Source organism: Methylobacterium sp. A49B (assembly GCF_053346215.1).
Window position 1 is genome coordinate 387,105 of the sequence record NZ_JBKFBO010000117.1, and the last position, 21,782, is coordinate 408,886.

19 protein-coding genes are annotated in these 21,782 nt (G+C 70.6%); 10 read left to right on the plus strand and 9 right to left on the minus strand.

Going from position 1 to position 21,782, the window contains the following annotated elements; translation table 11 throughout:
* Positions 1-112: 112 nt before the first annotated feature.
* Positions 113-862 (minus strand): SDR family oxidoreductase, encoded by a 750-nt coding sequence (locus ACLBX9_RS23085; protein WP_010684088.1) that lies wholly within the window; start codon positions 860-862, stop codon positions 113-115.
* Between the two features lie 206 nt (positions 863-1,068).
* Here ACLBX9_RS23085 and ACLBX9_RS23090 point away from each other — a divergent pair, with 206 nt between their 5' ends.
* From ACLBX9_RS23090 to mutS, 5 genes are all read left to right on the plus strand, one after another.
* Positions 1,069-2,802: a patatin-like phospholipase family protein gene (locus tag ACLBX9_RS23090; RefSeq protein WP_447720555.1), complete on the plus strand. Its 1,734-nt coding sequence runs from the start codon at positions 1,069-1,071 to the stop codon at positions 2,800-2,802.
* A 98-nt stretch (positions 2,803-2,900) separates the two neighbouring features.
* Positions 2,901-3,098, plus strand: a complete 198-nt coding sequence (locus ACLBX9_RS23095) for a hypothetical protein (protein WP_447720556.1) — start codon at positions 2,901-2,903, stop codon at positions 3,096-3,098.
* Between the two features lie 38 nt (positions 3,099-3,136).
* Entirely contained in the window at positions 3,137-3,994 is an 858-nt protein-coding gene (locus tag ACLBX9_RS23100) for an alpha/beta fold hydrolase (RefSeq protein WP_447720557.1), read from the plus strand.
* A gap of 321 nt (positions 3,995-4,315) precedes the next feature.
* Entirely contained in the window at positions 4,316-4,609 is a 294-nt protein-coding gene (locus ACLBX9_RS23105; protein WP_447720558.1) for a hypothetical protein, read from the plus strand.
* 114 nt (positions 4,610-4,723) lie between these two features.
* Positions 4,724-7,441, plus strand: a complete 2,718-nt coding sequence (mutS, locus tag ACLBX9_RS23110; protein WP_447720559.1) for a DNA mismatch repair protein MutS — start codon at positions 4,724-4,726, stop codon at positions 7,439-7,441.
* 50 nt (positions 7,442-7,491) lie between these two features.
* On the opposite strand, the gene ACLBX9_RS23115 is transcribed toward mutS, so the two are convergent.
* Both ACLBX9_RS23115 and ACLBX9_RS23120 read right to left on the minus strand, forming a co-directional pair.
* On the minus strand, positions 7,492-7,941 hold the full coding sequence (locus ACLBX9_RS23115) for a response regulator (RefSeq protein WP_010684082.1): 450 nt from the start codon (positions 7,939-7,941) through the stop codon (positions 7,492-7,494).
* A gap of 42 nt (positions 7,942-7,983) precedes the next feature.
* Positions 7,984-9,060 carry a histidine kinase dimerization/phosphoacceptor domain -containing protein gene (locus ACLBX9_RS23120; RefSeq protein WP_447720560.1) on the minus strand — a complete coding sequence of 359 codons (1,077 nt, stop codon included), beginning with the start codon at positions 9,058-9,060 and terminating at the stop codon, positions 7,984-7,986.
* A gap of 205 nt (positions 9,061-9,265) precedes the next feature.
* On the opposite strand from ACLBX9_RS23120, the gene ACLBX9_RS23125 reads away from it, so the two are divergent.
* From ACLBX9_RS23125 to ACLBX9_RS23135, 3 genes are all read left to right on the plus strand, one after another.
* Positions 9,266-10,651: an AmpG family muropeptide MFS transporter gene (locus ACLBX9_RS23125; RefSeq protein ID WP_010684080.1), complete on the plus strand. Its 1,386-nt coding sequence runs from the start codon at positions 9,266-9,268 to the stop codon at positions 10,649-10,651.
* A 25-nt stretch (positions 10,652-10,676) separates the two neighbouring features.
* Complete coding sequence (locus ACLBX9_RS23130; RefSeq protein WP_447720561.1) at positions 10,677-11,615, plus strand: EcsC family protein; 939 nt, start codon at positions 10,677-10,679, stop codon at positions 11,613-11,615.
* Positions 11,616-11,694: 79 nt separating this feature from the next.
* Positions 11,695-12,354, plus strand: a complete 660-nt coding sequence (locus ACLBX9_RS23135; protein ID WP_010684078.1) for an MgtC/SapB family protein — start codon at positions 11,695-11,697, stop codon at positions 12,352-12,354.
* A gap of 141 nt (positions 12,355-12,495) precedes the next feature.
* On the opposite strand, the gene ilvA is transcribed toward ACLBX9_RS23135, so the two are convergent.
* The 4 genes from ilvA to ACLBX9_RS23155 all read right to left on the minus strand — a co-directional run bounded on the left by ilvA (position 12,496) and on the right by ACLBX9_RS23155 (position 16,597).
* Positions 12,496-14,127 (minus strand): threonine ammonia-lyase, biosynthetic, encoded by a 1,632-nt coding sequence (gene ilvA, locus ACLBX9_RS23140; RefSeq protein ID WP_447720638.1) that lies wholly within the window; start codon positions 14,125-14,127, stop codon positions 12,496-12,498.
* Positions 14,114-14,461, minus strand: a complete 348-nt coding sequence (locus ACLBX9_RS23145) for a diacylglycerol kinase (protein ID WP_010684076.1) — start codon at positions 14,459-14,461, stop codon at positions 14,114-14,116. The genes ilvA and ACLBX9_RS23145 overlap by 14 nt, the downstream gene beginning before the upstream one ends.
* Positions 14,458-15,516 (minus strand): AbrB family transcriptional regulator, encoded by a 1,059-nt coding sequence (locus tag ACLBX9_RS23150; RefSeq protein ID WP_447720562.1) that lies wholly within the window; start codon positions 15,514-15,516, stop codon positions 14,458-14,460. The genes ACLBX9_RS23145 and ACLBX9_RS23150 overlap by 4 nt, the downstream gene beginning before the upstream one ends.
* Before the next feature lie 145 nt (positions 15,517-15,661).
* Complete coding sequence (locus ACLBX9_RS23155) at positions 15,662-16,597, minus strand: LysR substrate-binding domain-containing protein (RefSeq protein WP_447720563.1); 936 nt, start codon at positions 16,595-16,597, stop codon at positions 15,662-15,664.
* Positions 16,598-16,732: 135 nt separating this feature from the next.
* Here ACLBX9_RS23155 and ACLBX9_RS23160 point away from each other — a divergent pair, with 135 nt between their 5' ends.
* Both ACLBX9_RS23160 and ACLBX9_RS23165 read left to right on the plus strand, forming a co-directional pair.
* On the plus strand, positions 16,733-18,322 hold the full coding sequence (locus tag ACLBX9_RS23160) for a catalase (protein ID WP_010684073.1): 1,590 nt from the start codon (positions 16,733-16,735) through the stop codon (positions 18,320-18,322).
* 84 nt (positions 18,323-18,406) lie between these two features.
* Positions 18,407-18,883, plus strand: a complete 477-nt coding sequence (locus ACLBX9_RS23165) for a cupin domain-containing protein (RefSeq protein WP_447720564.1) — start codon at positions 18,407-18,409, stop codon at positions 18,881-18,883.
* On the opposite strand, the gene ACLBX9_RS23170 is transcribed toward ACLBX9_RS23165, so the two are convergent.
* The gene (locus tag ACLBX9_RS23170; protein WP_447720565.1) at positions 18,835-20,079 is read right to left on the minus strand and encodes an MFS transporter; all 1,245 of its coding nucleotides are present in this window, start codon (positions 20,077-20,079) and stop codon (positions 18,835-18,837) included. The two genes, ACLBX9_RS23165 and ACLBX9_RS23170, sit on opposite strands and share 49 nt — an antisense overlap.
* 18 nt (positions 20,080-20,097) lie before the next feature.
* A complete protein-coding gene (gene lnt, locus ACLBX9_RS23175; RefSeq protein WP_447720566.1) occupies positions 20,098-21,777 on the minus strand; it encodes an apolipoprotein N-acyltransferase in 1,680 nt (559 codons plus the stop codon).
* Between the last annotated feature and the right edge of the window lie 5 nt (positions 21,778-21,782).

Sequence of the window (21,782 nt, forward strand, 5' to 3'; positions counted from 1 at the left end):
GAGAGAATTCGGTTCGAGGGATCGCCTCCAACCGTCTCCGTCTCGTGTCGCGTCTCTTGTCGCGTCTTATGGGGCGGAGGCGAGCGTCGCGATGCCCGCGTCCTTCGCGCCTTCAGCCGCGTCCGACGAACGGCATCTTGGTGGCCATGATGGTCATGAACTGCACGTTGGTCTCCAGCGGCAGGCTCGCCATCGTCAGGACCGCCTGTCCGACATGGTCCGCGTCCATCACCGCCTCCGCGCGGAGCGACCCGTCGGCCTGGCGCACGCCAGCCTTCATCTTGCCGCCCATAGGCGTGTCGGCGTTGCCGATGTCGATCTGGCCGCAGGCGATGTCGTAGGCGCGCCCGTCCAGCGAGGTCGCCTTGGTCAGGCCGGTCACCGCGTGCTTGGTCGCCGTGTAGGCGATCGAGTTCGGCCGGGGGGCGTGCGCCGAGATCGAGCCGTTGTTGATGATCCGCCCACCCCGGGGGTCCTGGTCGCGCATGAGACGGAAGGCGTGCTGCGTGCACAGGAACAGCGCCGTGAGGTTGGTGTCGACCACCTGTCGCCACGTCTCCAGCGGCAGATCCTCCAGGGGCACCGCCGGTGCACCGATGCCGGCATTGTTGAAGAGGAGGTCGAGGCGGCCGAACGCCGCGTGCGTGCGGGCGAAGAGATTGGCAATCGACGCGGGGTCGGTCACGTCGGTCGGCACCGGCAGCGCCCGATCGCCGATCTGGGCAGCCACCTCTTCCAGGGGGGCCGGCCGGCGGCCGGAGAGCACGACGGTCCAGCCGCCGCCGGCGAGCGCCAGGGCGGCGGCCTTGCCGACGCCCGTCCCCGCCCCGGTCACGATCGCGATCCGATCCGCCCTCGACATGCCGTCCTCCCGGTCCAATTTCCGTCCGCCTGTAGCGGATGGCGTCCGCGGCGCGAAGAGTTTCGGGTTTCAGATGCCGCACGCGGTCACGACGGGCGGCCGGTGGACTATGATTTGACGGGCGGCGGGCGAGAGGGAGGACGGGGGACGATGCGGCGATGCCCGGCGGGAGGCCCGCGCCATCCGGCTGATCCGGTGGTGACGGCGTGAGCACGCCCCTGATCCCTTTCCTCGCGGGTCTCGACGTGGCCGCGATCGAGGCGGTGCGCGCCCGCATGGTGCCGCTCGCCGTCCCGGCCGGCCACACGCTGTTCGAGCAGGGCGCGCGGGGGGATGCGCTCTACACCCTGGTCTCGGGGGCGATCGGCGTCTCGGCGCGCGATCACAACGGGAAGCCGACGCGGCTCGCGCGCCTCCGGCCACCCGAGACCTTCGGCGAGATGGCCCTCTTATCGGATGCGCCGCGGGCGGCCACCGTGATGGCGCTCCGCGATTCGCACTGTCTGCAGCTGACCCGCGAAGCCTTCGAGGCGGTCATCGCCGAGCATCCGCACACGCTCCTCTACTTCGCCCGCATGCTGGCAGACCGCATCCGCGCGATCTACGACGGCTATTCGTTGCACCACGCGCCGCGCGTCTTCACGATCCTCGCGGTAACGGAGGGTCCCGACCCGGCCGCGCTCGCGCCGCGGCTCGCCGCAGCCCTCGACGCGCTCCTGCCGGGGGAGACCAGCTGCCTCACCGACTGGCCTGACGGGGCCGACGAATCGTGGTTCCAGGAGTTCGAGGGCCGGAACGCGCGCACGATCCTGGCCGCGCGCGAGATCGATTGTCCCTGGTGCCGGCAGAGTCAGCGCCGGGGCGACCACGTGCTGCTGCTGGCCGAGCCGGACGCGCCGCCGCGGCCGGGGGCGGCGGCCTACCTGGAGCGTGTGCGCTCCGACTGGATCCGCATGGACCTAGTGGTCCGGCAGGATGCCGGTGCGCGGCGCCCGAAGCCCCTGCATCCCGCGGTGGCCGCCCTGCGGGCGGCCCTGCGGATTCAGCTGCGTGACGACCGCCCGGCGGATCTCGAGCGCCTCGCCCGGCTCGTCAGCGGCACGGCCCGGGGCCTCGTCCTCGGCGGCGGCGGGGCGCGGGGGCTAGCCCATCTCGGAGTCCTGAAGGCCCTCGACGAGGCCGGCTGCGCGCCCGACTTCGTGGGCGGCACCAGCATGGGCGCCATCATCGCGGCGAGCCTCGCGATGGGCTGGAGCACGGCGGAGATCCACGCGCAGACCGAGGCGTTCTTCGCCTCCAGCAACCCGATCAACGACTACACGCTGCCGCTCCACGCCCTGACTCGCGGCGCCAAGGTCGATGCCGGCCTCGCCGCGCGCTACGGCGGCGCGCGGATCGAGGATCTGTGGCTGCCGTTCTTCTGCGTCTCGTCGAACCTCACCACCGGCAACACGATGGTTCACCGGTCGGGCGACCTGCCGAAGGCCCTGCGGGCCAGCATCGCGATCCCCGGCCTGCTGCCGCCGGTCCTCTGCGACGAGGGTGTCCTGGTCGATGGCGGCATGATGAACAACCTGCCGGCCGATGTCGCCGCCGACATGGAGCGCGGGCCGGTCCTGGCCGTCGATGTCGGGAGCGACCGGGCCTTCCAGGACATGCCGACGCGGGGATGGAGCGGCCGGCTCATGCGCAAGCTGATCGGCTCGCCCCTGGCGATGCCGGGCCTCGCGCCGCTGCTGCTGCGCGCCGCCACCGTGTCGAGCGATGCCCAGAGCCTGATGGCCGCGGCCCATGCCACGGCCGTCTTGAAGCCCCAGCTGTCCGGAATCGATCTCCGGGCGTGGTCGCGGTTCGAGGAATCCGCCGAACTCGGGTACCGCGAAACCCGCGCGGGCATCTCGGGCGGGGCGCTCGCGCGCTGGCTCGACCCGGTGCGCTGATCGGTCCTCGTGCGGCACCGCACGCTTGCGACCGCGGACCCTGTAACCCGGCGCGCCGCGCGCCGATCTCCCGGGAGAGACACGCGGAGCACATGACCATGACCCACATCCCTTCGAAGCCGATCGACGGACGCGCTTTCGCTCCCGGCAGCACTGCGATGTCGTCACCCGCCCGCGGAGGCCTGCTCGAGGGCGCGGCCTTCGTGCTGCTGTGCCTCCTGACCCGGACGACGCCGGATCGTCTCCGGGACCAGCTGTCGCCCGAGGCGGGCCCCTGTGCCACGCTCGGGTTCTGAGCGCCGCGCGCCCGCGTCGTGACGGAGCCTCGCCCGATATGGACGTGACAGGCGTCAGCTTTCGCCGGATCGCACTGCCGGACGTGACCCTGCATGTCGCCGAGGCAGGGCCTGCGGAGGGGCCCGCGGTGATCCTGCTGCATGGGTTTCCGGAGTTCTGGTACGGCTGGCGCCACCAGATCGCGCCCCTCGCCGAGGCCGGCTTCCGCGTGATCGTGCCGGACCAGCGCGGCTACGGGCTCAGCGACAAGCCGGAGGGTCGGTCGGCCTATCACCTCGACCGGCTCGCGGCCGACGTGGTGGCCCTGGCCGACGCCTGCGGCGCGCCGACCGTGCGGCTGGTCGGCCACGACTGGGGCGGACTCGTCGCGTGGTGGGTCGCGAGCCTCTACCCAGCGCGGATCGAGCGCCTGGCCATCCTCAACGCGCCGCACCCCGCCATCGTCGGCGACTACATGCGGCATCATCCCGGCCAGTGGCTCCGCAGCATCTATGTCGGCCTGTTCCAGCTTCCCCGACTTCCCGAGCGGCTGCTCACCGCCGACCGGTGCCGCGCCCTGCGGCATGCCCTGGTGAGAACCAGCCGGCCGGGCGCTTTCGCGCCGGCCGACCTCGAACGCTACGTCGCGGCTTGGCGCCAGCCCGGCGCGATGACGGCGATGCTCAACTGGTACCGCGCCCTGGTCCAGCTGGAGCGGGCCGAACCGCCCCGGGTCCGGGTGCCGACACTGATCCTCTGGGGGAAGCGGGACACCGCCCTTCAAGCCGGGCTCGCGCAGGCGAGCCTCGCCTTCTGCGACGACGGCCGGATCCGCTGGTACGAGCGCGCATCCCACTGGCTGACGCACGAGGAGCCGGCCGCCATCGCCGCGGATCTTGAGCGCTTCCTGGCTTGAGCACCTGCTCCGACCGGAAAAGGTCTTCGTCACCTGAGATCATCGGGGCGAGCGGGACCGCGGACAGGTCCTGTCCCGGGCGCGCATCAACCTGTCGCGCAGGGGACAGCGTCAACGCACGACAAGATTGTATCAGATATTCAATCTCGCCTTTAAGTTCTGATCACTGCTGCCTTCGTTCATCGAGCGTACGGATCAGAGCATCCGATAATCCGTGATTTCCTATTTGGACAAAGTCTATTTTTCTAAATGGTCGTGGAACATTCCAATCCAACAGCCCTTAGGTTGTCGCTCATGAGGGCGGATCGGAGATAGCACATCATGTCTTTTCGCACGCTTTTGACCGCCGGCCTGTTCGCGGCTGGTCTTTTCGCGGGCACGGCAGCCGCCCAGGCCGCGCCCGCGATGCCGCAACCCGGCCTCGTCGAGGGCGGTTTGGTCGAGCACGTCGTCATGCATCGCCACCATCGGATGCATCGGCATCGCACCACCCGTCATGAGCGCCGGATGCGCCGCATGAACACGCATCGGCACGGCAACCCGAACGCGAAGAACCCCGCCCTCCGCGGGCACCAGCAGAATCTCGGCAACACCACGAACGGCCCCCGCTACTGAGGACCGGCCGTTCCGCGCGCCGGAACCGCTGCCATCCACCATCGAGGCGGCTTCTCCCCAGCCGCCTCGGTGCCCGCGTCCTGATTCGCGGCCCGCGCTCTGCTAAGAGGCGGCATGGCCCGAACCGCCGTCCGCCCCGCCGCCGATACGACGCACGCCACCGGCCTCGATCCGGTGGGCGCCACGCCCATGATGGCGCAGTACATCGAGATCAAGGCCGCCAATCCGGACTGCCTGCTGTTCTACCGGATGGGCGACTTCTACGAGCTATTCTTCGAGGATGCCGAGATCGCGTCCCGGGCGCTCGGCATTGTGCTGACCAAGCGCGGCAAGCATGCGGGATCCGAGATCCCGATGTGCGGCGTGCCCGTCGATCGCGCGGACGATTACCTCAACCGCCTGATCGCCCTCGATCATCGTGTCGCCGTCTGTGAGCAGACCGAAGATCCCGCCGAGGCGAAGAAACGCGGGCCGAAATCGGTGGTGCGCCGGGAGGTCGTGCGCCTCGTCACGCCCGGCACGATCACCGAGGACCGGCTCCTGGACCCGGCCCGGGCCAACCTCCTGCTGGCGATCGGCCGCCGCAAGACCGGGGAGGGGGCGGTGGCCTACGGCCTTGCCGCGGTGGACATCTCCACCGGCCGCTTCGCCTTGAGCGAGGTGGCCGGCGGCGACCTCGCGGGCGCCATCGCCCGGCACGACCCGCGGGAGATCGTCCTGTCGGAGGCGATCCATGCGGATCCGGCCCTCGCCCGGATCTGGCAGGAGAGCCGGGCCGCCATCGTACCGCTGGCCCAGGCCGAACTGGAGCCCGCCGCCGCCGAGCGGCGTCTGCGCGAGCAGTTCGGGGTCTCGACCCTTGAGGGCTTTGGTCAGTTCAGTCGGGCCGAGATCGCGGCGGCCGGCGCGGCGCTGCTCTACATCGCCCGCACGCAGCTCGCCGCGAGGCCGCCCCTGGCGGTCCCGACCCGGGAGGATGCGGGCGCGACGCTCGCCATCGACGCGGCGACGCGGGCGAATCTCGAACTCACCCGCACCCTGTCGGGAGAGCGCGCGGGAAGCCTCCTCGCCACGATCGACCGAACCGTGACGGCCAACGGCGCGCGGCTCCTGGCCGAGCACCTCGCCGGCCCGCTCACCCACCTCACCGCCATCGCCCGGCGTCACGCGGCCGTGGCACATCTCGTCGAGGATCGGGGGCTGCGCGGTGCGTTGCGCGATGCCCTGGCCCGGTCGCCGGACCTGGCCCGCGCCCTGTCGCGGACCGGCCTTGGCCGGGCCGGTCCCCGCGACCTCGCCGCCATCCGGGACGGTCTCGCGGTGGCGGCGGATCTCGGGGCACGCCTCGCGGCCGTGCCGGATCTGCCGGAGGATCTCGCCCGTCTGGGCGAGCATCTGTCCGGTGCCGATCCCGACCTGATCGCGACCCTGTCGGCGGCCCTTGCCGACGAGCTTCCGCTGAGCCGGCGCGACGGTGGCTTCGTCCGCGCGGGCTACCACCCCGAGATCGACGAGGCGCGAACCCTCGGCCAGGATTCGCGCAAGGTCATCGCGGCCCTGCAGGCCCGCTACGCCGAGCAGACCGGGTGCCGCACCCTGCGGATCAAGCACAACAACCTGTTGGGCTACTTCATCGAGGTCCCGCAATCCGTGGGCGAGGCCTGCCTCAAGGGCCTCCAGAGCGAGTTCGTCCACCGGCAGACCATGGTGGACGCGATGCGCTTCACCAGCGTCGAACTGGGTGAGCTGGAATCGAAGATCTCCGGTGCCTCCGACCGCGCGCTCGCCCTGGAGGGCGCGGTGTTCGACGATCTCGCCGCCCGGGTGCTCGCGCGGGCCGAGCCCGTCGCCGAGGTGGCCGAGGCGCTTGCAGGACTGGACGTCGCCGCGAGCCACGCCGAACTGGCGGTCGAACTCGACTGGCGGCGGCCGGTGGTCGACGATTCGCTGAGCTTCGTCGTGATGGGCGGCCGCCACCCAGTGGTCGAGGCGGCCCTGCGACGCGCGGGCGAGCCGTTCATCGCCAATGATTGCGATCTCTCGGGCGACACCCGCGGACGGATCCGGCTGATCACCGGGCCCAACATGGGCGGCAAGTCGACCTTCCTGCGCCAGAACGCGCTGATCGCGGTACTCGCCCAGATGGGCGCCTTCGTGCCGGCCGCGGAGGCGCGAATCGGGCGGGTCGACCGGCTGTTCTCACGGGTCGGCGCCGCCGATGACCTAGCCCGCGGCCAATCGACCTTCATGGTCGAGATGGTCGAGACCGCCGCGATCCTGAATCAGGCGACCCGGCGCTCGCTCGTGATCCTCGACGAGATCGGCCGCGGCACCGCGACCTTCGACGGTCTCTCCATCGCCTGGGCCTGCCTGGAGCATCTGCACCAGGCCAATGCCTGCCGGGCGCTCTTCGCCACGCACTTCCACGAGTTGACGGCCCTGGGCGACCGCCTGGCGCGGCTCGAGAACGCGACGCTGAAGGTGGCCGAGCACCGGGACGGGGTCGTGTTCCTGCACGAGGTCGTGCCCGGGGTGGCCGAGCGGAGCTACGGCCTGCAGGTGGCGCGGCTGGCGGGCCTGCCCGGCAGCGTCGTGACCCGGGCCGGCGCGATCCTCAAGAGCCTCGAGAAGGCGGAGCGGGGCCGCCCCGCCCGCGCGCGGATCGACGACCTGCCGCTCTTCGCCGCCCTGGCTCCGCCGCCGCCGCCGGAGCCGCCGCCCGAGGACCCCCTCGGCGCGCTCCTCGACGCGATCGATCCCGACGCGCTGACGCCGCGGGAAGCGCTGGACGCGCTCTATCGGCTGAAGCGGGAGCGGGCGGGCAAGGGCTAGGCGAGCCGCACACTCGCGACTCCGGGGATTTCAGAGCGGTGTGGAGGGCCTCAGGCCGGAGCCGGGGAGAAGCCGTCCGGACAGCTGGGCTCGCGCCGGCCGGCGCGGCGATCCGCGACGTAATCGAGGGTGCTGGCCACGACCCGCTCGGAATAGGGCTTCGCGATCACCCCGATCGCCCCGGCGAAGTCCTCCGGGATGCGCTTGGCGTTCGCGGTCATGAACACCACCGTGGTGCGCCGGTCCGCCGACAGCGCCCGCGCGACCTCGATGCCGGTCGGTCCGTCGACCAGATGAATGTCCACGAGGGCGACGTCCGGCGCGGTGGAGCGCCCCATCGCGATGGCTTCGGCCGCGTTGCCGGCGACGCCCACCGTCACGTGCCCCAGATCGTCCAGAAGGCACTCCAGCTCCAACGCGATGAGCGCCTCGTCCTCAACCACGAGGATTCGGAGGGCCGCCGCATTGGTGTCGCCCAGCTCCATATCCACTCCGTTCATCGGCACGGGAACCGGTGAGCTTGAAGCGTCACGGCCGAATCCTCAAGACGCGCCCCGGATCGGAATATCGATCTCCACGGTGGTGCCGGGCTCGGCATCCGACCACGCGATGGTTCCGCGCATCTGCCGGACGACCATCTCCACGAGGTTGCGCCCGAAGCCCGCCGGGTTGGGCGGAGCCGCCGCGAGCCCGATTCCGTCGTCCCGGATCGTCAGATGCATCCCCAACTCGGTGCGGCGGGCCGCGATGGAGACGCGGCCCTCGCGCTCGTCCGGGAACGCGTGCTGCAGGGCGTTCGCGGTCAGCTCGTGGATCAGCAGGGCGAGCGGGGCCGCCATCGCGGCCGCGACCGCGATCGGCTCCACATCGGCCTCCACGCGGCGCCGGTCCGGATCGAGGCCGGCGTTCATGTCGGCCAGGAATTCGGCCGCGAACTCGCCGAGGTTGAAATGCGTGCAGTCGCCCTCCGAGTAGAGCATCCGGTGCGCCGTCGACAGCGCCCCGATCCGCTCGGCCATGCTCTGCAGCGCGTCGCGGGCCTCCCCTTCCGGCGTCCGGCGCGCCTTGAGCAGCATGAGCGACGAGATCACCTGAAGATTGTTCTTCACTCGGTGATCGACCTCGTGAAGCAGCGCGGTCTTCTGCTCCAGCGCGGCGCTCAGGTCCTGCGTCCGGGCATCGACCAAGCGCTCCAAGTGGTCGTTCGTCCCGCGCATGGTCAGTTCGAGCTGGTGGACGTGGGTCATGTCCGCCTGCGCCGCGTAGAAGAACGCCACGCCCTCCGCGTCGCGGACCGGTGTGATGGTCATCGCGTTCCAGAACGCCGTCCCGTCCTTCCGGTAATTCAGCAGTTCCACCGAGATCGGCTCCGCCGACCGGATCGCTCCGCGGATCCGCTCGACGGTCGCCCGGTCAGTCGCCGGGCCCTGCAGCATGCGGCAATTGCGCCCGACGATCTCGTCAGCCCCGTAGCCGGTCGCCGCCAGGAAGGCATCGTTGGCCCAGGCGACGGGGTTGTCGGGCGCGCGGGCATCCGTGATGACCATCGGCGACGGGCTGCGCGCGAACGCGTCGACCAGCGCCGTGGGTGGCGGACTGGGCTTGGCTCGGACACTCAACGCATCAATCCATACACAGGCGACGACACCCGTTTGACCGGCGGCGCCTGCGAAACGCCGCGCGCCGCAGGACGGGGGCACCGCGTTAAGCAAGCTTCGATCAAGATTGAGGCAAAAGACATCACAATCCAGCGAAAAAACCTGCGGCGTAAGGCTGCCACGATTTCGCGGGATCAAGGCCACGCAGGCTCAGGAGTTCCATGCCATGGCCAACCAGCCGCCGGCCGCGCACCGCTTCCGGCTCCGCGACATCGTGGAGGACCGGCGCATCGCGCTGATGCTCGCATTGGGCTTCTCCTCGGGACTGCCGCTGCTCCTTGTGCTCGGGACCTTCACGCTCCGGCTCGCTTTCTCGGACATCGATGTGCGGGCGATCGGCCTGTTCAGCTACGTGGCGCTGCCTTACTCGCTGAAGTTCCTGTGGGCTCCGGCCATCGACCGCCTCAACGTCCCGGTGCTGGGTGCTCGTCTCGGGCGTCGCCGGGCCTGGATGGTGACCACCCAGGCCGCCGTCGCGCTGTGCCTCGTTCTGATGGCCTTCTCGGACCCGAAGACCAACCTCGCGCTCCTCGGCCTCGGCGCCTTCCTGGTGGCGTTCTGCGCAGCAAGCCAGGACGTGGTCATCGACGGCTGGCGCATCGACGCCGCCGGCAGCGACTTCCAAGGCATCCTGGCGGCGACCTCGAACCTCGGCTACCGCCTGGGCCTGATCACCGCCGGCGCCGGCGCGTTGTTCATCGCCTCGGCCGGCGGCTGGACGCTGGCCTACCTGATCATGGCCGCGCTCATGCTGGTCGGGATGATCGCTGCCCTGCTGGCTCCGCCATTCGACACGCATCGCGCGGCACAAGTGGAGGAACCGGGCCGATCGCGGCTGTGGTCGATGCGCCGGGCCGTGCTCGAGCCGCTGACCGAGCTCCACGGTCGCTTCGGCACCGCCCTCTGGGGCATCCTGCTCCTGGTGGCGCTCTACCGGTTGCCGGACTTCCTGTCGGGCGTGATGGCGAGCCCCCTCTACCGCACCCTCGGCTTCGACCTGAAGGAGATCGCCACCGTCACCAAGCTCTACGGGATCTGGATCGGAATCGCGGGCGGCTTCGCCGGCGGCTGGGCGCTGGCCCGCCTCGGGCTGTTCCCGACCCTGCTGCTCGGCGCATTCCTGGCGGCGTCCTCGCACCTCGCCTTCGCGTGGTTGTCGGCAGGCCCAGCCGACATCTGGCGCCTGACCGTGGCCATCTCGATCGAGAATTTCTGCGGCTCCTTCGCGGGGATCGTGCTCATCGCCTACATGTCGAGCCTGACCAGCATGGCCTACGCGGCCACCCAGTACGCGCTGTTCTCCTCGCTCTACGCCCTCCCGGGCAAGCTCGTGGCGGGCTCGTCCGGCTTCGTCGTCGCGGCGATCGGCTATCCGGCCTTCTTCGTGATGACGTCGCTGGTGGGAATACCGGTCCTGATCCTCGCCCTTGCCGTCGGGCGACGGAGCGGCCGCTTGGCCGATGCGGTGCCGGTACGGGACGCGGGTGAGCCGGGGAACCGCATACCGGGGGCCGAACTTCCTTCCACGGCGCGAGCCCCCGGGGCCGCGTGAGCGGGACAGAACCAGGAACCCACGGATGAGCACGAGCGACCTGACCCGCGCCGACGAGACTCTGCCGGCGGCCACGCCCGAGACCGCCCTGAGCGAGGCCGACCTCGCCGCCCTCCGCCGGGCCGTGCGGATCCTGGAGCGGCCGAGCCTGGCGGCACGCCTCTCCGCGGCGGCCGGCGCGCCCCTCGACATCATCGGTCGCTCGCTGCCCGCGCCCATCACAGAGGCGGTCGGCCGCAGCACGGAGGCCGCCATGCGCGGCGCCATGCGCGTCGCCCTGGCGACGCTGCCGCGCACGGAACTCGCGCCGGCCGAGGGTGAGGGTGTCGTGGCCGCCTCCGCCAAGGCCGAGAGCCGGGTCGCGCGGATGCTCGGCTCCGGCGAGACCAAGCATAAGGCGATGGCGGCCCTCTCGGGCGCGGTCGGGGGCGCCTTCGGCCTCGCGACGCTGGCGGTCGAGCTTCCGGTCTCCACCACGTTGATGCTGCGCTCGATCGCTGAGATCGCCCGCGAGGAGGGCGAGGATCTGGAAACAGCCGAGAGCGCACTGGCCTGCGTCCAGGTCTTCGCGCTGGGCGGACGGGCGGCTGCGGCCACCGAGGCGGGATCGGCCCTCACGGAGAGCGGCTACTTCGCGGTTCGTGCCGCCTTGGCGAAGACGCTGGCGGAAGCAGCGCGCTACGCCGGCAGCAAGACACTCCTCGACCAATCGGCCCCAGCCCTCATCCGCTTCACCGCGCAGATCGCGGCCCGGTTCGGTCTCGTGGTCTCACAGAAGGTCGCCGCCCAGGCGGTTCCGATCCTCGGTGCGTTCGGCGGCGCGGCGGTGAACGCCGCCTTCATGGACCATTTCCAGAGCACGGCTCGGGCCCATTTCACGGTCCGGCGCCTGGAGCGGACCTATGGCGCAGCGGCCGTAAGGGCGGCCTACGAGATCGAGAAGGCGGCCCTCGGGATCGCTTGATAGCCGGCTCATATTCCGCGAGACTTCCGACCGTCGACGACGGTGTGTCAGGGAGGTTGCGCTGATCGGCAATGGCGAGATGGTGGCCCGGCTGGCTCTGGCGGCCCTTTTCGGCAGCGTGATCGGCCTGGAACGCGAACGCCTGCTCTGGGCGGCCGGATTGCGGACCCACATGCTGGTCTGCGTCGGCTCCTGCCTGATCATGCTGGTCTCGGCCTTCGGGTTCTCCGACGTGCTCGGAATGCAGCACGTGGTGCTCGATCCCTCCCGTATTGCCGCGCAGGTGGTGTCGGGCATCGGCTTCCTCGGAGCGGGCACGATCCTGCTGCGCGGCGAGGTGGTGAAAGGCCTCACGACCGCGGCCAGCCTCTGGGGCGTCGCGGCGATCGGCCTGTCGATAGGCAGCGGGCTCTACGTGCCGGCCCTGGCGGCGACGGCGCTGATCGTCGGCATCCTGGCCGGGGTCAAGCCGTTCGAGGAGCGCTGGCGGGACAGGATGCGGGCCCAGACCCTGCGTCTGATAGCCCGCAAGGGAGCCCTGTCGATCGACACCCTCAATGCGGCGTCCGGCGAGCGCGCCTCGCGGGTGCGGACCTTCGCGGTCCGCCCGAGCGCTGACCCGGACCTCGACGAAGTCACCGTCACCTTCGTGCGCCTGTCTCGGACGAGCTTCGAGGCCATCGCGGCGAAGCTGCGGGCGCTGCCCGATGTCACGGCGGTGGAGGAGGGGGAGGAATAGACCTGCCAGGCACGCCGCGCATCATCGCGAGTGTCGTAAAAGGACCCGGGGCAGCGCGCCGTGTGTATGCTGTCTCGATGATGCGCGATTGCGTCACGCCCGCAAATGCGAGGGGCGGGAGAGCGACAAACCGGTTCACGCTCACCCCGCCCCGACGCTCTCCCCATCGAGGAACAGCCGGTAGGCCGGATTCTCGGTCTCGTCGGTGGCCGGGTAGCCGAGCGCCTCGATCGCAGCGTCGAACCGCGCGCGCTCAGCGGGGGGCACAGCGATGCCCGCGAGTACGCGGCCGTAATCGGCGCCGTGGTTGCGGTAGTGGAACAGCGTGATGTCGAAATCCGGACCGAGGGCGTCGAGGAACTTCATCAGCGCGCCCGGCCGCTCCGGGAACTGGAAGCGGAACAGGCGCTCGTGCGCCACGCCCACGGCCCGGCCGCCGACCATGTAGCGGACGTGCACCTTGGCCATCTCGTTGTCACTCATGTCCAAGACGCGGTAGCCGGCCTCACGCAGGATGGCGATGAGCGCCTGCTTCTCGCGCTTGCCGCCGGTGACGTTGATCCCGACGAAGATCTGCGCCTCCGAGCCGGCCGCGTGGCGGTAGTTGAACTCCGTGATCGCCCGGGGCCCGAGGGCGTTGATGAAGGCCCGGTAGGCGCCAGGCCGCTCCGGGATCGTGACCCCGATCAGCACCTCCCGCTGCTCGCCGATCTCGGCACGCTCGGCGATGTGGCGAAGGCGGTCGAAATTCAGGTTCGCGCCGGACGAGATGGCGATCAGCGTCCCGTCGCCGCCCTCGCGCTCGGCGTAGAGCTTGGCGCCGGCCAGACTGAGCGCCCCGGACGGCTCCGACACCGCGCGAGTATCGTCGAAGATGTCCTTGACCGCCGCGCACATGGCATCGGTGTCCACGGTGATGACCTCGTCGAGGTGCTCGCGGCAGAGCCGGAAGGTCTCCTCGCCGGCCTGCCGTACGGCGACGCCGTCGGCGAACAGGCCGACCGAGGGCAGGCTGACCCGCGTGTCGGCCGCCAGCGCCGCGGCCATGCAGGCGGCGTCCTCGGGTTCGACGCCGATCACCTTGGTGCCAGGCCGCAGGTACTTCACGAAGGTGGCGATGCCGGCGGCGAGCCCGCCGCCGCCCACGGGCACGAAGATCGCCTCGATCGGGCCGGTATGCTGCTCCAAGATCTCCTTGCCGATGGTGCCCTGGCCCGCGATCACGTCCGGATCATCGAAGGGATGCAGGAAGGTGAGGCCCTGCTCGGCTTCGAGCGCCTTGGCCTGGGCGAGCGCCTCGTCGAAGGCATCACCGTGCAGAACCACTTCGGCCCCGCGGGCCCGGCAGGCATCGACCTTGATGGAGGGCGTAGTCCGCGGCATCACGATGACGGCCCGCGCGCCGAGCTTGGCGGCGGCCAGTGCCACGCCCTGCGCGTGGTTGCCCGCCGAGGCGCAGACTACGCCGCGGGCGATCTGGTCCGGGCTCAGACCCGACATCTTGTTGTAGGCGCCACGCAGCTTGAACGAGAAGACCGGCTGCAGGTCCTCGCGCTTCAGCAGAACCGGGCGGCCGAGCCGCTGAGTCAGCCGCGGCATGGGGTCGAGCGGGCTCTCGATCGCCACATCGTAGACGCGGGCGGTGAGGATCTTGCGGATGTAGTCCGTCACGGTTTGGCTTCTCGACCGGCGCACTGGGCTCTGCCGGCCAGATAGACCCTCCGGCCAGCGGATGCGAGCGCGTGGGACGCGATGCAGGTCAGCCCAGCCGATCGACCAGCGCTGCCACCCATACGACCAGCGCCGCCAACTGCGCCATGAACGTCCCGGCGGAGGCCAAGTCTTTCACGACGCCGATCATCGGGTGGTGCGCAGGGTGGACGTGATCGCAGAGCTTCTCGACGGCGGTGTTGAGGAACTCGGCGGCGAGCATCAGCATCAGGCTGACCAGCAGGGCGACGCGAACCCAGAGGGTTGTGCCGAGGAGGAGGGCCACCGGGACGCCGAGCGCCAGGAGCATCAATTCCTGCCGCACCGCCCGCTCGGTGCGCGCGCCGTGAAGCAGCCCGCGCCAGGAGTTCAGGAAGGCGAGGAGCAGAGCATTCATCGCAACGCGGTTTCCGGTACGGACCTGCTGATCCACTTGGCCAGAAGGGGCCCGGTGAGCAGCACCACGAACAGACGCAGCGTCTGGACGGCGAGGACGAAGGAGACGTCCGCCTTCGAGCCGACCGCGATGATCGCCACCGAATCGAGCCCGCCCGGACTCGTGGCGAGGACCGCGGTGAGGAGATCGATCGGCAGCAGCAGGGTCAGCCCCCAGCCCCAGGCCGCGCATAGCGCGATCACCGAGAAGGTCGCCACCAGAATACCGGGCAGGGCCGTGACGGTCAGGCGCAGGGTCTCCCGGGTGAAGCGCAGGCCGACATAGATGCCGATGCAGGCATAGGCGATCTCGAGGAGTGGGACCGGCAGGGCCATGCGAACCACGCCGGTGGCGTGGAGCAGGCTGCCGAGGACCATCGGTCCGACCTGCGCGCCAGCCGGCACCCGCAGGGCGAGCGCGGCGCCGGCGCCCAGGACGGCGACCGTCAGGGTCGCCAGAAGGGAGAGGGGCCCGGTCACCTCGCCGGCTCCCGCGGCGGCGCCTGGGATGGGAGATTCCATGAGGAACCGCGCGGCCAGCGAGGCCGAGAACACGACGGCGGCAACGCGCACGTACTGCATGAAGGCAACGAGGCGCGGGTCGGCCCCGAAATCCTCGGCCATCGCAACCATGGCGGACGCGCCGCCGGGAGACGAGCCCCAGGCCGCCGTGGTCCCGGGAAGCACGCGCAGCCGCGTCAGGATCCAGCCGACGAGGCCGCTGACCGCGACGGTCACCAGCACGACGGCGACGATGAGCGGGCCGTCCTCCAGCAGCGTCTGGGCGATCTGCCCGGTCACCGCGTGCGCCACGAGGCAACCAATCGCCGCTTGCGAAGCCTGGAAGGCCGGTCGCGGCACCCGGAGACGAGAGCCGCCGACGCCGAACGCGATCGCCGCGATCATGGGCCCGAGCAGCAGCGCAGCCGGAAACTGCGCGCGCATCAGCCCGTAGGAAACGATGGCTGAGACGGCGATAAGGGCGACCCAGAGGCCGAAGGTGCGGAGCGAGGGCAAGGGAACCGGCGAAGTATCCACCCGCTCAAGACGGTCGGGCGTAAGACCCGCGCTACACGGCAATATTGGCTCTGTCACGGCGGAGTTTCGGCACGGCGGCCCCGCATCTCCGTCAAGGCTGACAGTTTTTCGCCGGCCGAGCCCCTTACAGGATCCCATCGCCGTCGCGACAGGCGGCCGTGCCGGGCGGCGCATGCGCGCGGAAGAAGGCCGCGAGACTGGCGAGCCCCGTGCCGCGGGGATCGCTGGCCCGCCAGATCAGCGCCACGGTGCGGCCCGGCCCGTCAACGTCGAACGCCCGCGTCACCGTGAGGCCCGTCGGGTCCGGCCCGGACGGCACGGCCAGGGCCGGCAGCAGCGTGTATCCGGCACCGGCCGCCACCATCGACCGCAGCGTCTCAAGGCTCGTGGCGTGGCGGCCGACCGAGGAGCCGGCGCCGCACGCCGCGATGGCCTGGTCGCGCAGGCAGTTCCCTTCGTCCAGAAGCAGGAGGTCGGGTCCTGCGATCTCCGTCGCCGAGAGGGCGCCGCCGCGGGCGAGGGCGTGCTCGGACGGGCAGGCGAGCCAGAAGGGTTCGATGAAGAGGGGCGAGACCGCCAGCCCCTGCTGCGCCACAGGCAGGGACACCAGAGCGGCGTCGATGCGCCCGTCGCGCAGGCCTTCGATGATCTCGGCCGTGCGCGATTCGGACAGCGAGAGCATTAGCAGCGGGTACTGCTCGCGCAGCGGTCGCATCACCAACGGGAATAGATACGGTCCCAGCGTCTGGATCGCCGCGAGAACGAGTCGCCCCGTAAGCGGAGCGCCGCGCCCCTCGCTGGCCAGCGCGAGGAGCCGCTGCGCCTCCGCCAGGACCACACGCGCCTGCCGCACGATGACCTGCCCCGCCTCCGTGAGCAGCACCCGGCGATTCGAGCGTTCGAACAAGGTGAGCCCGAGCGCGGTTTCCAACTTGCGGACCTGCACGCTGAGCGTCGGCTGGCTGACATTGGAGCGCTCCGCCGCTCGGCCGAAATGGCCTTCGTCCGCGACGGCGACGACATACTCAAGGTCGCGGAGGGATAGGCCGGCGAGGTTCATAGATCACGTCTATCAGAACCTTTGTGACGATGCATTTGCCTCGGGGTTCCACCGAGGTCATAACCATGCACCAGAACGGTTCCAGGCTGGCCCCGTTGTCACCGAGAGCCTTCGCAGAACGGAGAGACGGTACGCATGAGCGATCAACGCCCGATCCTGACCACCCGCCAGGGCCACCCGGTCCGCGACAACCAGAGCACCCGCACGGTCGGTGAGCGCGGCCCCGCGACGCTTGAGAACTACCAGTTCATCGAGAAGATCACGCATTTCGACCGCGAGCGCATCCCGGAGCGCGTCGTCCACGCCCGCGGCGCCGGCGCCCACGGCTGGTTCGAGGCTTACGGCAAGATCGGCGACGAGCCGGCCTCCAAGTACACCCGCGCCCGCGTGCTGAACGAGACCGGCGTCAAGACGCCGATGTTCGTGCGCTTCTCGACCGTCGCCGGCGCGAAGGAGAGCCCGGAGACCGAGCGCGACCCGCGCGGCTTCGCGGTCAAGTTCAAGACCGTCGACGGCAACTGGGACCTCGTGGGCAACAATCTGAAGGTCTTCTTCATCCGCGACGCGATCAAGTTCCCCGACATGATCCACGCGTTCAAGCCGGATCCGGTGACGAACCGCCAGGAGGCGTGGCGCTTCTTCGACTTCGTGGCCCAGCACCCCGAGTCGATCCACATGGTGACGCACCTGAAGTCGCCCTGGGGCATCCCGGCGAACTACCGCGAGATGGAAGGCTCGGGCGTCAACACCTACAAGCTGGTCAACGACCAGGGTGAGGCCGTGCTCTGCAAGTTTCACTGGGAGCCGAAGCAGGGCGTCCGCAACCTGACCTCGCAGCAGGCCTCCGAGATCCAGGCGAAGGATGTCGGCCACGCGACCCGCGACCTCTACGACAACATCAAGGCCGGCAATTTCCCCGAGTGGGAATTCTGCGTCCAGATCATGCCGGACGGCCCGAACGACCACCTGTCGTTCGACCCGCTGGATGACACGAAGCTGTGGCCGGTCGACCAGTTCCCGCTGCTGCCGGTGGGCCGCATGGTGCTCGACCGCGTGCCGGACAACTTCTTCGCCGAGGTCGAGCAGTCGGCCTTCGGCACCGGTGTGCTGGTCGATGGCATCGACTTCTCGGACGATAAGATGCTTCAGGGTCGGACGCTGTCCTATTCGGACACGCAGCGCTACCGCGTCGGCGCCAACTACCTGCAGCTGCCGATCAACGCGCCGCAGCCGGGCGTGAGGGTCTACTCGAACCAGCGCGACGGTCAGATGGCCTACACGGTCGACGGCACCGGCCCGAACAAGCACATCAACTACGAGCCCTCGACCCTGGCCGAGGGCCTGCGCGAGGCGCCGAAGCCCGCGAAGGACTACCACCAGCCGGTGGAGGGCCGACTCGGCCGGTATCAAACCTCGCGTTGCGAGGACGACTACACCCAGGCCGGCGTTCGCTACCGCTCCTTCGCGGACTGGGAGCGCGACGACCTGATCGCCAACCTCGTCGCCGATATGAAGCAGTGCCCCGAGCCGATCCAGCTCCGGATGGTCTGGCACTTCTGGCACGCGGACGAGGATTACGGCCGCCGCGTCGCCGAGGGTGCCGGGATCGATCTGGAGAAGGCCAAGGCGCTGCCGCCACTGCCGGGCCGCGCCGCCCCGGGCAAGCGCCTGCAGTCCGAGACCTACTCGGACGGCTCGCAGGCGCATCGGGTCGCCGCGGAGTAGGCCTCGCGGTCTCGATCGCACTCGGAGCCCGCGCGGTCACTCGGCCGCGCGGGATTTTTGTTTGAACAGCGGGCGAGGGCTGTGATGGCGCATGTCGTGCACCACCGTCTCGGCCCGAACGCTGTCATCGGTGGCATGCGTGTCTCCTATCTGGCGCGCAGCGACGAGACGGCCGACGGGCTTGGCATCTACCGGGTCGACATGGATCCGCGCACGCCCGGCGCCGGATTGCACCGCCACGCCCGGCTGACAGAGACGTTCCAGGTGGAGGCCGGCCGGCTCGCGCTTCACATCGACGGGACGGATCACGACCTCGGCCCGGGCGAATTCGCGCTGATCCCGCCCGGCGTTTCCCACGCCTTCGCTAATCGCGGCGACCGGCCGGTGCGCTTCACGCTGAGCTTCGCGCCGGCCCTCGGCCGTGAGGGATTCTTCGAGGGGCTCGCCCGGCTGGCCGCGAACGGTCGCCTTTCGGATCAGGCCGCGATGACCGACCTGATGGCGCGCTATGATCAGGAGCCGCTGGCCGGGTTGGCCGGGTGGAGCGCGGTCGACGGCTGAGCGGAGGCATCTTGCGGCTCCGGCTCCGCCGCGCTGACCCTTCGGTCGCGGCCGGCGGCCTGACCGATCAGGATCGCCACGACGGCGATGCCGACGAACAGCGCTCCCGGTACGCCCCATCCGCCTGTGGCCTCATGGGCGAGGCCGAACACCAGCGGGCCGAGGCAGGCGCCCGTGTAGCCGATGCCCTGTGCCATGGCCGACAGGCCCGCGGCGCTCGCCGCGTCGGCGGCGCGCAGCACGATCAGGGTCAGTCCGAGGCCGAAGCATCCGCCGACCCCGAAGCCGAGCGCGCCGGCAGCCGGGATGCGCAGCGAATCCGCCCCGAAGGCGAGGACCAGGAAGGCCGCGGCGGTGAGCCCCGGGATGGCGATGATCCAGGCCCGCTGATCCCGGGCGCGGGCGGCCAGCATGGCGGTCAGCAGAGCGCCGGGGGCCTGAACCAGCGTGGTCAGCGAGGCGTAGAGCCCCGCATCCAGCGGTGTCAGGCCGCGCCCCTGGAGGAGCAGCGGCAGCCAGCCGAACAGGATGTAGGCGAGCGACGATTGCAGGCCCATGAAGCCCGTCACCCACCACGCCAGCGGGTTGCGGAGCAGTCGCCCGGCGGAGGGCGCGGCGGTCGAGACCGTCCGGCGGGCGAACGGGATCCACAGGAAGGCAGCGGCCAGCGCCGGCAGCGACCAGATCGCCAGAGCGGAGGGCCAGCCCCCGTCCAATGCGTGCTCCACCGGCACCGCCGCCCCGGCGCCCGCGGCCGCCCCGAGGCAGAGGGTCATGGTGTAGAGGCCGGTCATCAGGCCGCCGCTGGCAGCGAAATCGCGCTTCACCAGGGCCGGCAGGAGCACGTTGTCGAGCCCGATGCCGATGGCGGCCAGCGCCGTCCCGGCGAAGAGCGGCCAGAGACCGCCGAGGCCGCGCAGCGTCAGGCCGGCCGCCAGGATCGTGGATCCCGCCAGCACGGCGAGGTCAGGGCCGATTCGCCGGATCAGCGGCGCGGCCAGGGCGCAGGCAATGCCGAGGCAGAGAACCGGTAGCGTCGTGAGGATTGCGGCGCCGCCGGCGCCCAGGCCGGTCCCGTCGCGGATGGTCGCCAGCAGGGGGCCGACCGTGCTCAGTGCCGGCCGCAGGTTGAACGCGACCAGCATCAGCGCGAGCCCGAGCAGGAACCGACCCGGAGCGGTGCGATCGGGGGTCACGTGAGGCTCACGCGGGGTTCACGGTTGCCGACGCGCGATCAGGGCGCCGCTGAGGCAGGCGGCGAGCATCAGGGCGAAGGCAGCGTCGCCGATCCGGCGGTACAGGGTGCCGCCGATGATCGGGGCGGGCAGATCGGCATCGAGCCACGTTTCCTCGTCCAGTTTGGTCTGGGCGACGATCCGACCGTGCGGGTCGACCACCGCGGAGATTCCGGTATTGGCGTCGCGCACGAGGGGCAGCCCTTCCTCGACGGCGCGCAGGCGTGCCTGCGCGAGGTGCTGGCGGGGACCCGGCGTGTCGCCGAACCACGCGTCGTTGGTGACGTTCAGGATCAGGCCGGGCGCCACCGGTACGGCCTGACCGGCGGGCAGGATCGCACCGGGAAAGATCGCCTCGTAGCAGATCGTCGCCGCCACCGGTGGCAGGCCCGGAACTGTCAGGATCCGCTGGGCGGCGGCCGACCCGGCGGAGAAGCCGCCCGGGATCGCCACGAACTGGCGCAGGCCGAGCGCCCGCAGGGCGGCGTCGAGCGGCGCCGGAAGGTACTCGCCGAAGGGAACGAGGTGAACCTTGTCGTAGGTGTCGGAGATCGCACCGCCCGGGCCGATCACCATCACGGCGTTGAAGTAGCGCAGCCGCTCGCCGGGCAGCGGCTCCTCCGCGCGGGCCGCGCCGGTGATCAGGTGCTGACCCGGCTTGAGGCCGGCCGCGACCTTGGCCAAGGCGTCGGGATCGCGCTGAATCAGGAACGGGAAGGCGGATTCCGGCCAGACGATGTGGGTCGGCTCGGCCTCGCCGGCCCCTACGGGACGCTGGCTCAGCTCGATGTAGCGGTCCACGATGTCGGCCCGGTTCTCGGGCCTGAACTTGGCGTCCTGAGGCAGGTTCGGCTGCACGAGGCGCAGCCGAACGCCGGCCACGGCCGGATCGGGCGGTCCGAGGCGCGCGGCGCCGTAGAGACCCATGCCGATCAGCACGATTGCGGCCGCCGCGCTGGGACCGTACCGGCTGCGCGGGTGCGATCCGGTGGCGAGCGTCGCGGGCGCGGCGCAGATCAGGACGGCCAGGATCGTCAGGCCGTAAAGCCCGATCTCCGCGGCCCACTGCATCAGCCAGAGGTTCTGGGCGAGCGCCATCCCGAGGGTGTTCCAGGGAAAGCCCGTGAACAGGTGGCCGCGGAGCCACTCGGCGCCGCCGAGCCCGAAGGCCAGGGCGGCGATTCGCGCGGGCCCGCGCCCCCACAGGAGGCCGGCCGCCCCGAAGCCCGCCCCGTAGAATAGGCCTAGCCCGAAGGGCAGGCCGATGACGCCGAGCGGTAATGCCCAGAGGAACTCGTCCGCCTCCACGAGGAAGGCCTGTCCGAGCCACCACAGGCCGGCGGTGAGGTAGCCGAAGCCCCACGCCCAGCCGAGCAGGAAGCACGGCCAGAATCGCCGAAGGGTCGTGAGGCCGGCGGAGGCCCCGTCCTGGAGCCAGACCGCGACGGTCAGGGAAAGGATGAGGGCCGGCAGCATGCCGTAAGGCGGCATCGCCAGGGCCCCGAGCGCGCCGACGATCCAGGCCAAGCCGAGTCGGCGCCATCCGGTCAGGCGCAGGATGACCAGGACCGCACCGCGCGGGGGACCAGACGCCGGCTCCCGCGCAGATACGCCCGGCGCCGCGGAGGAGCGGGCATAGCCGTCCGCTAGTCGAGTCATGCCGC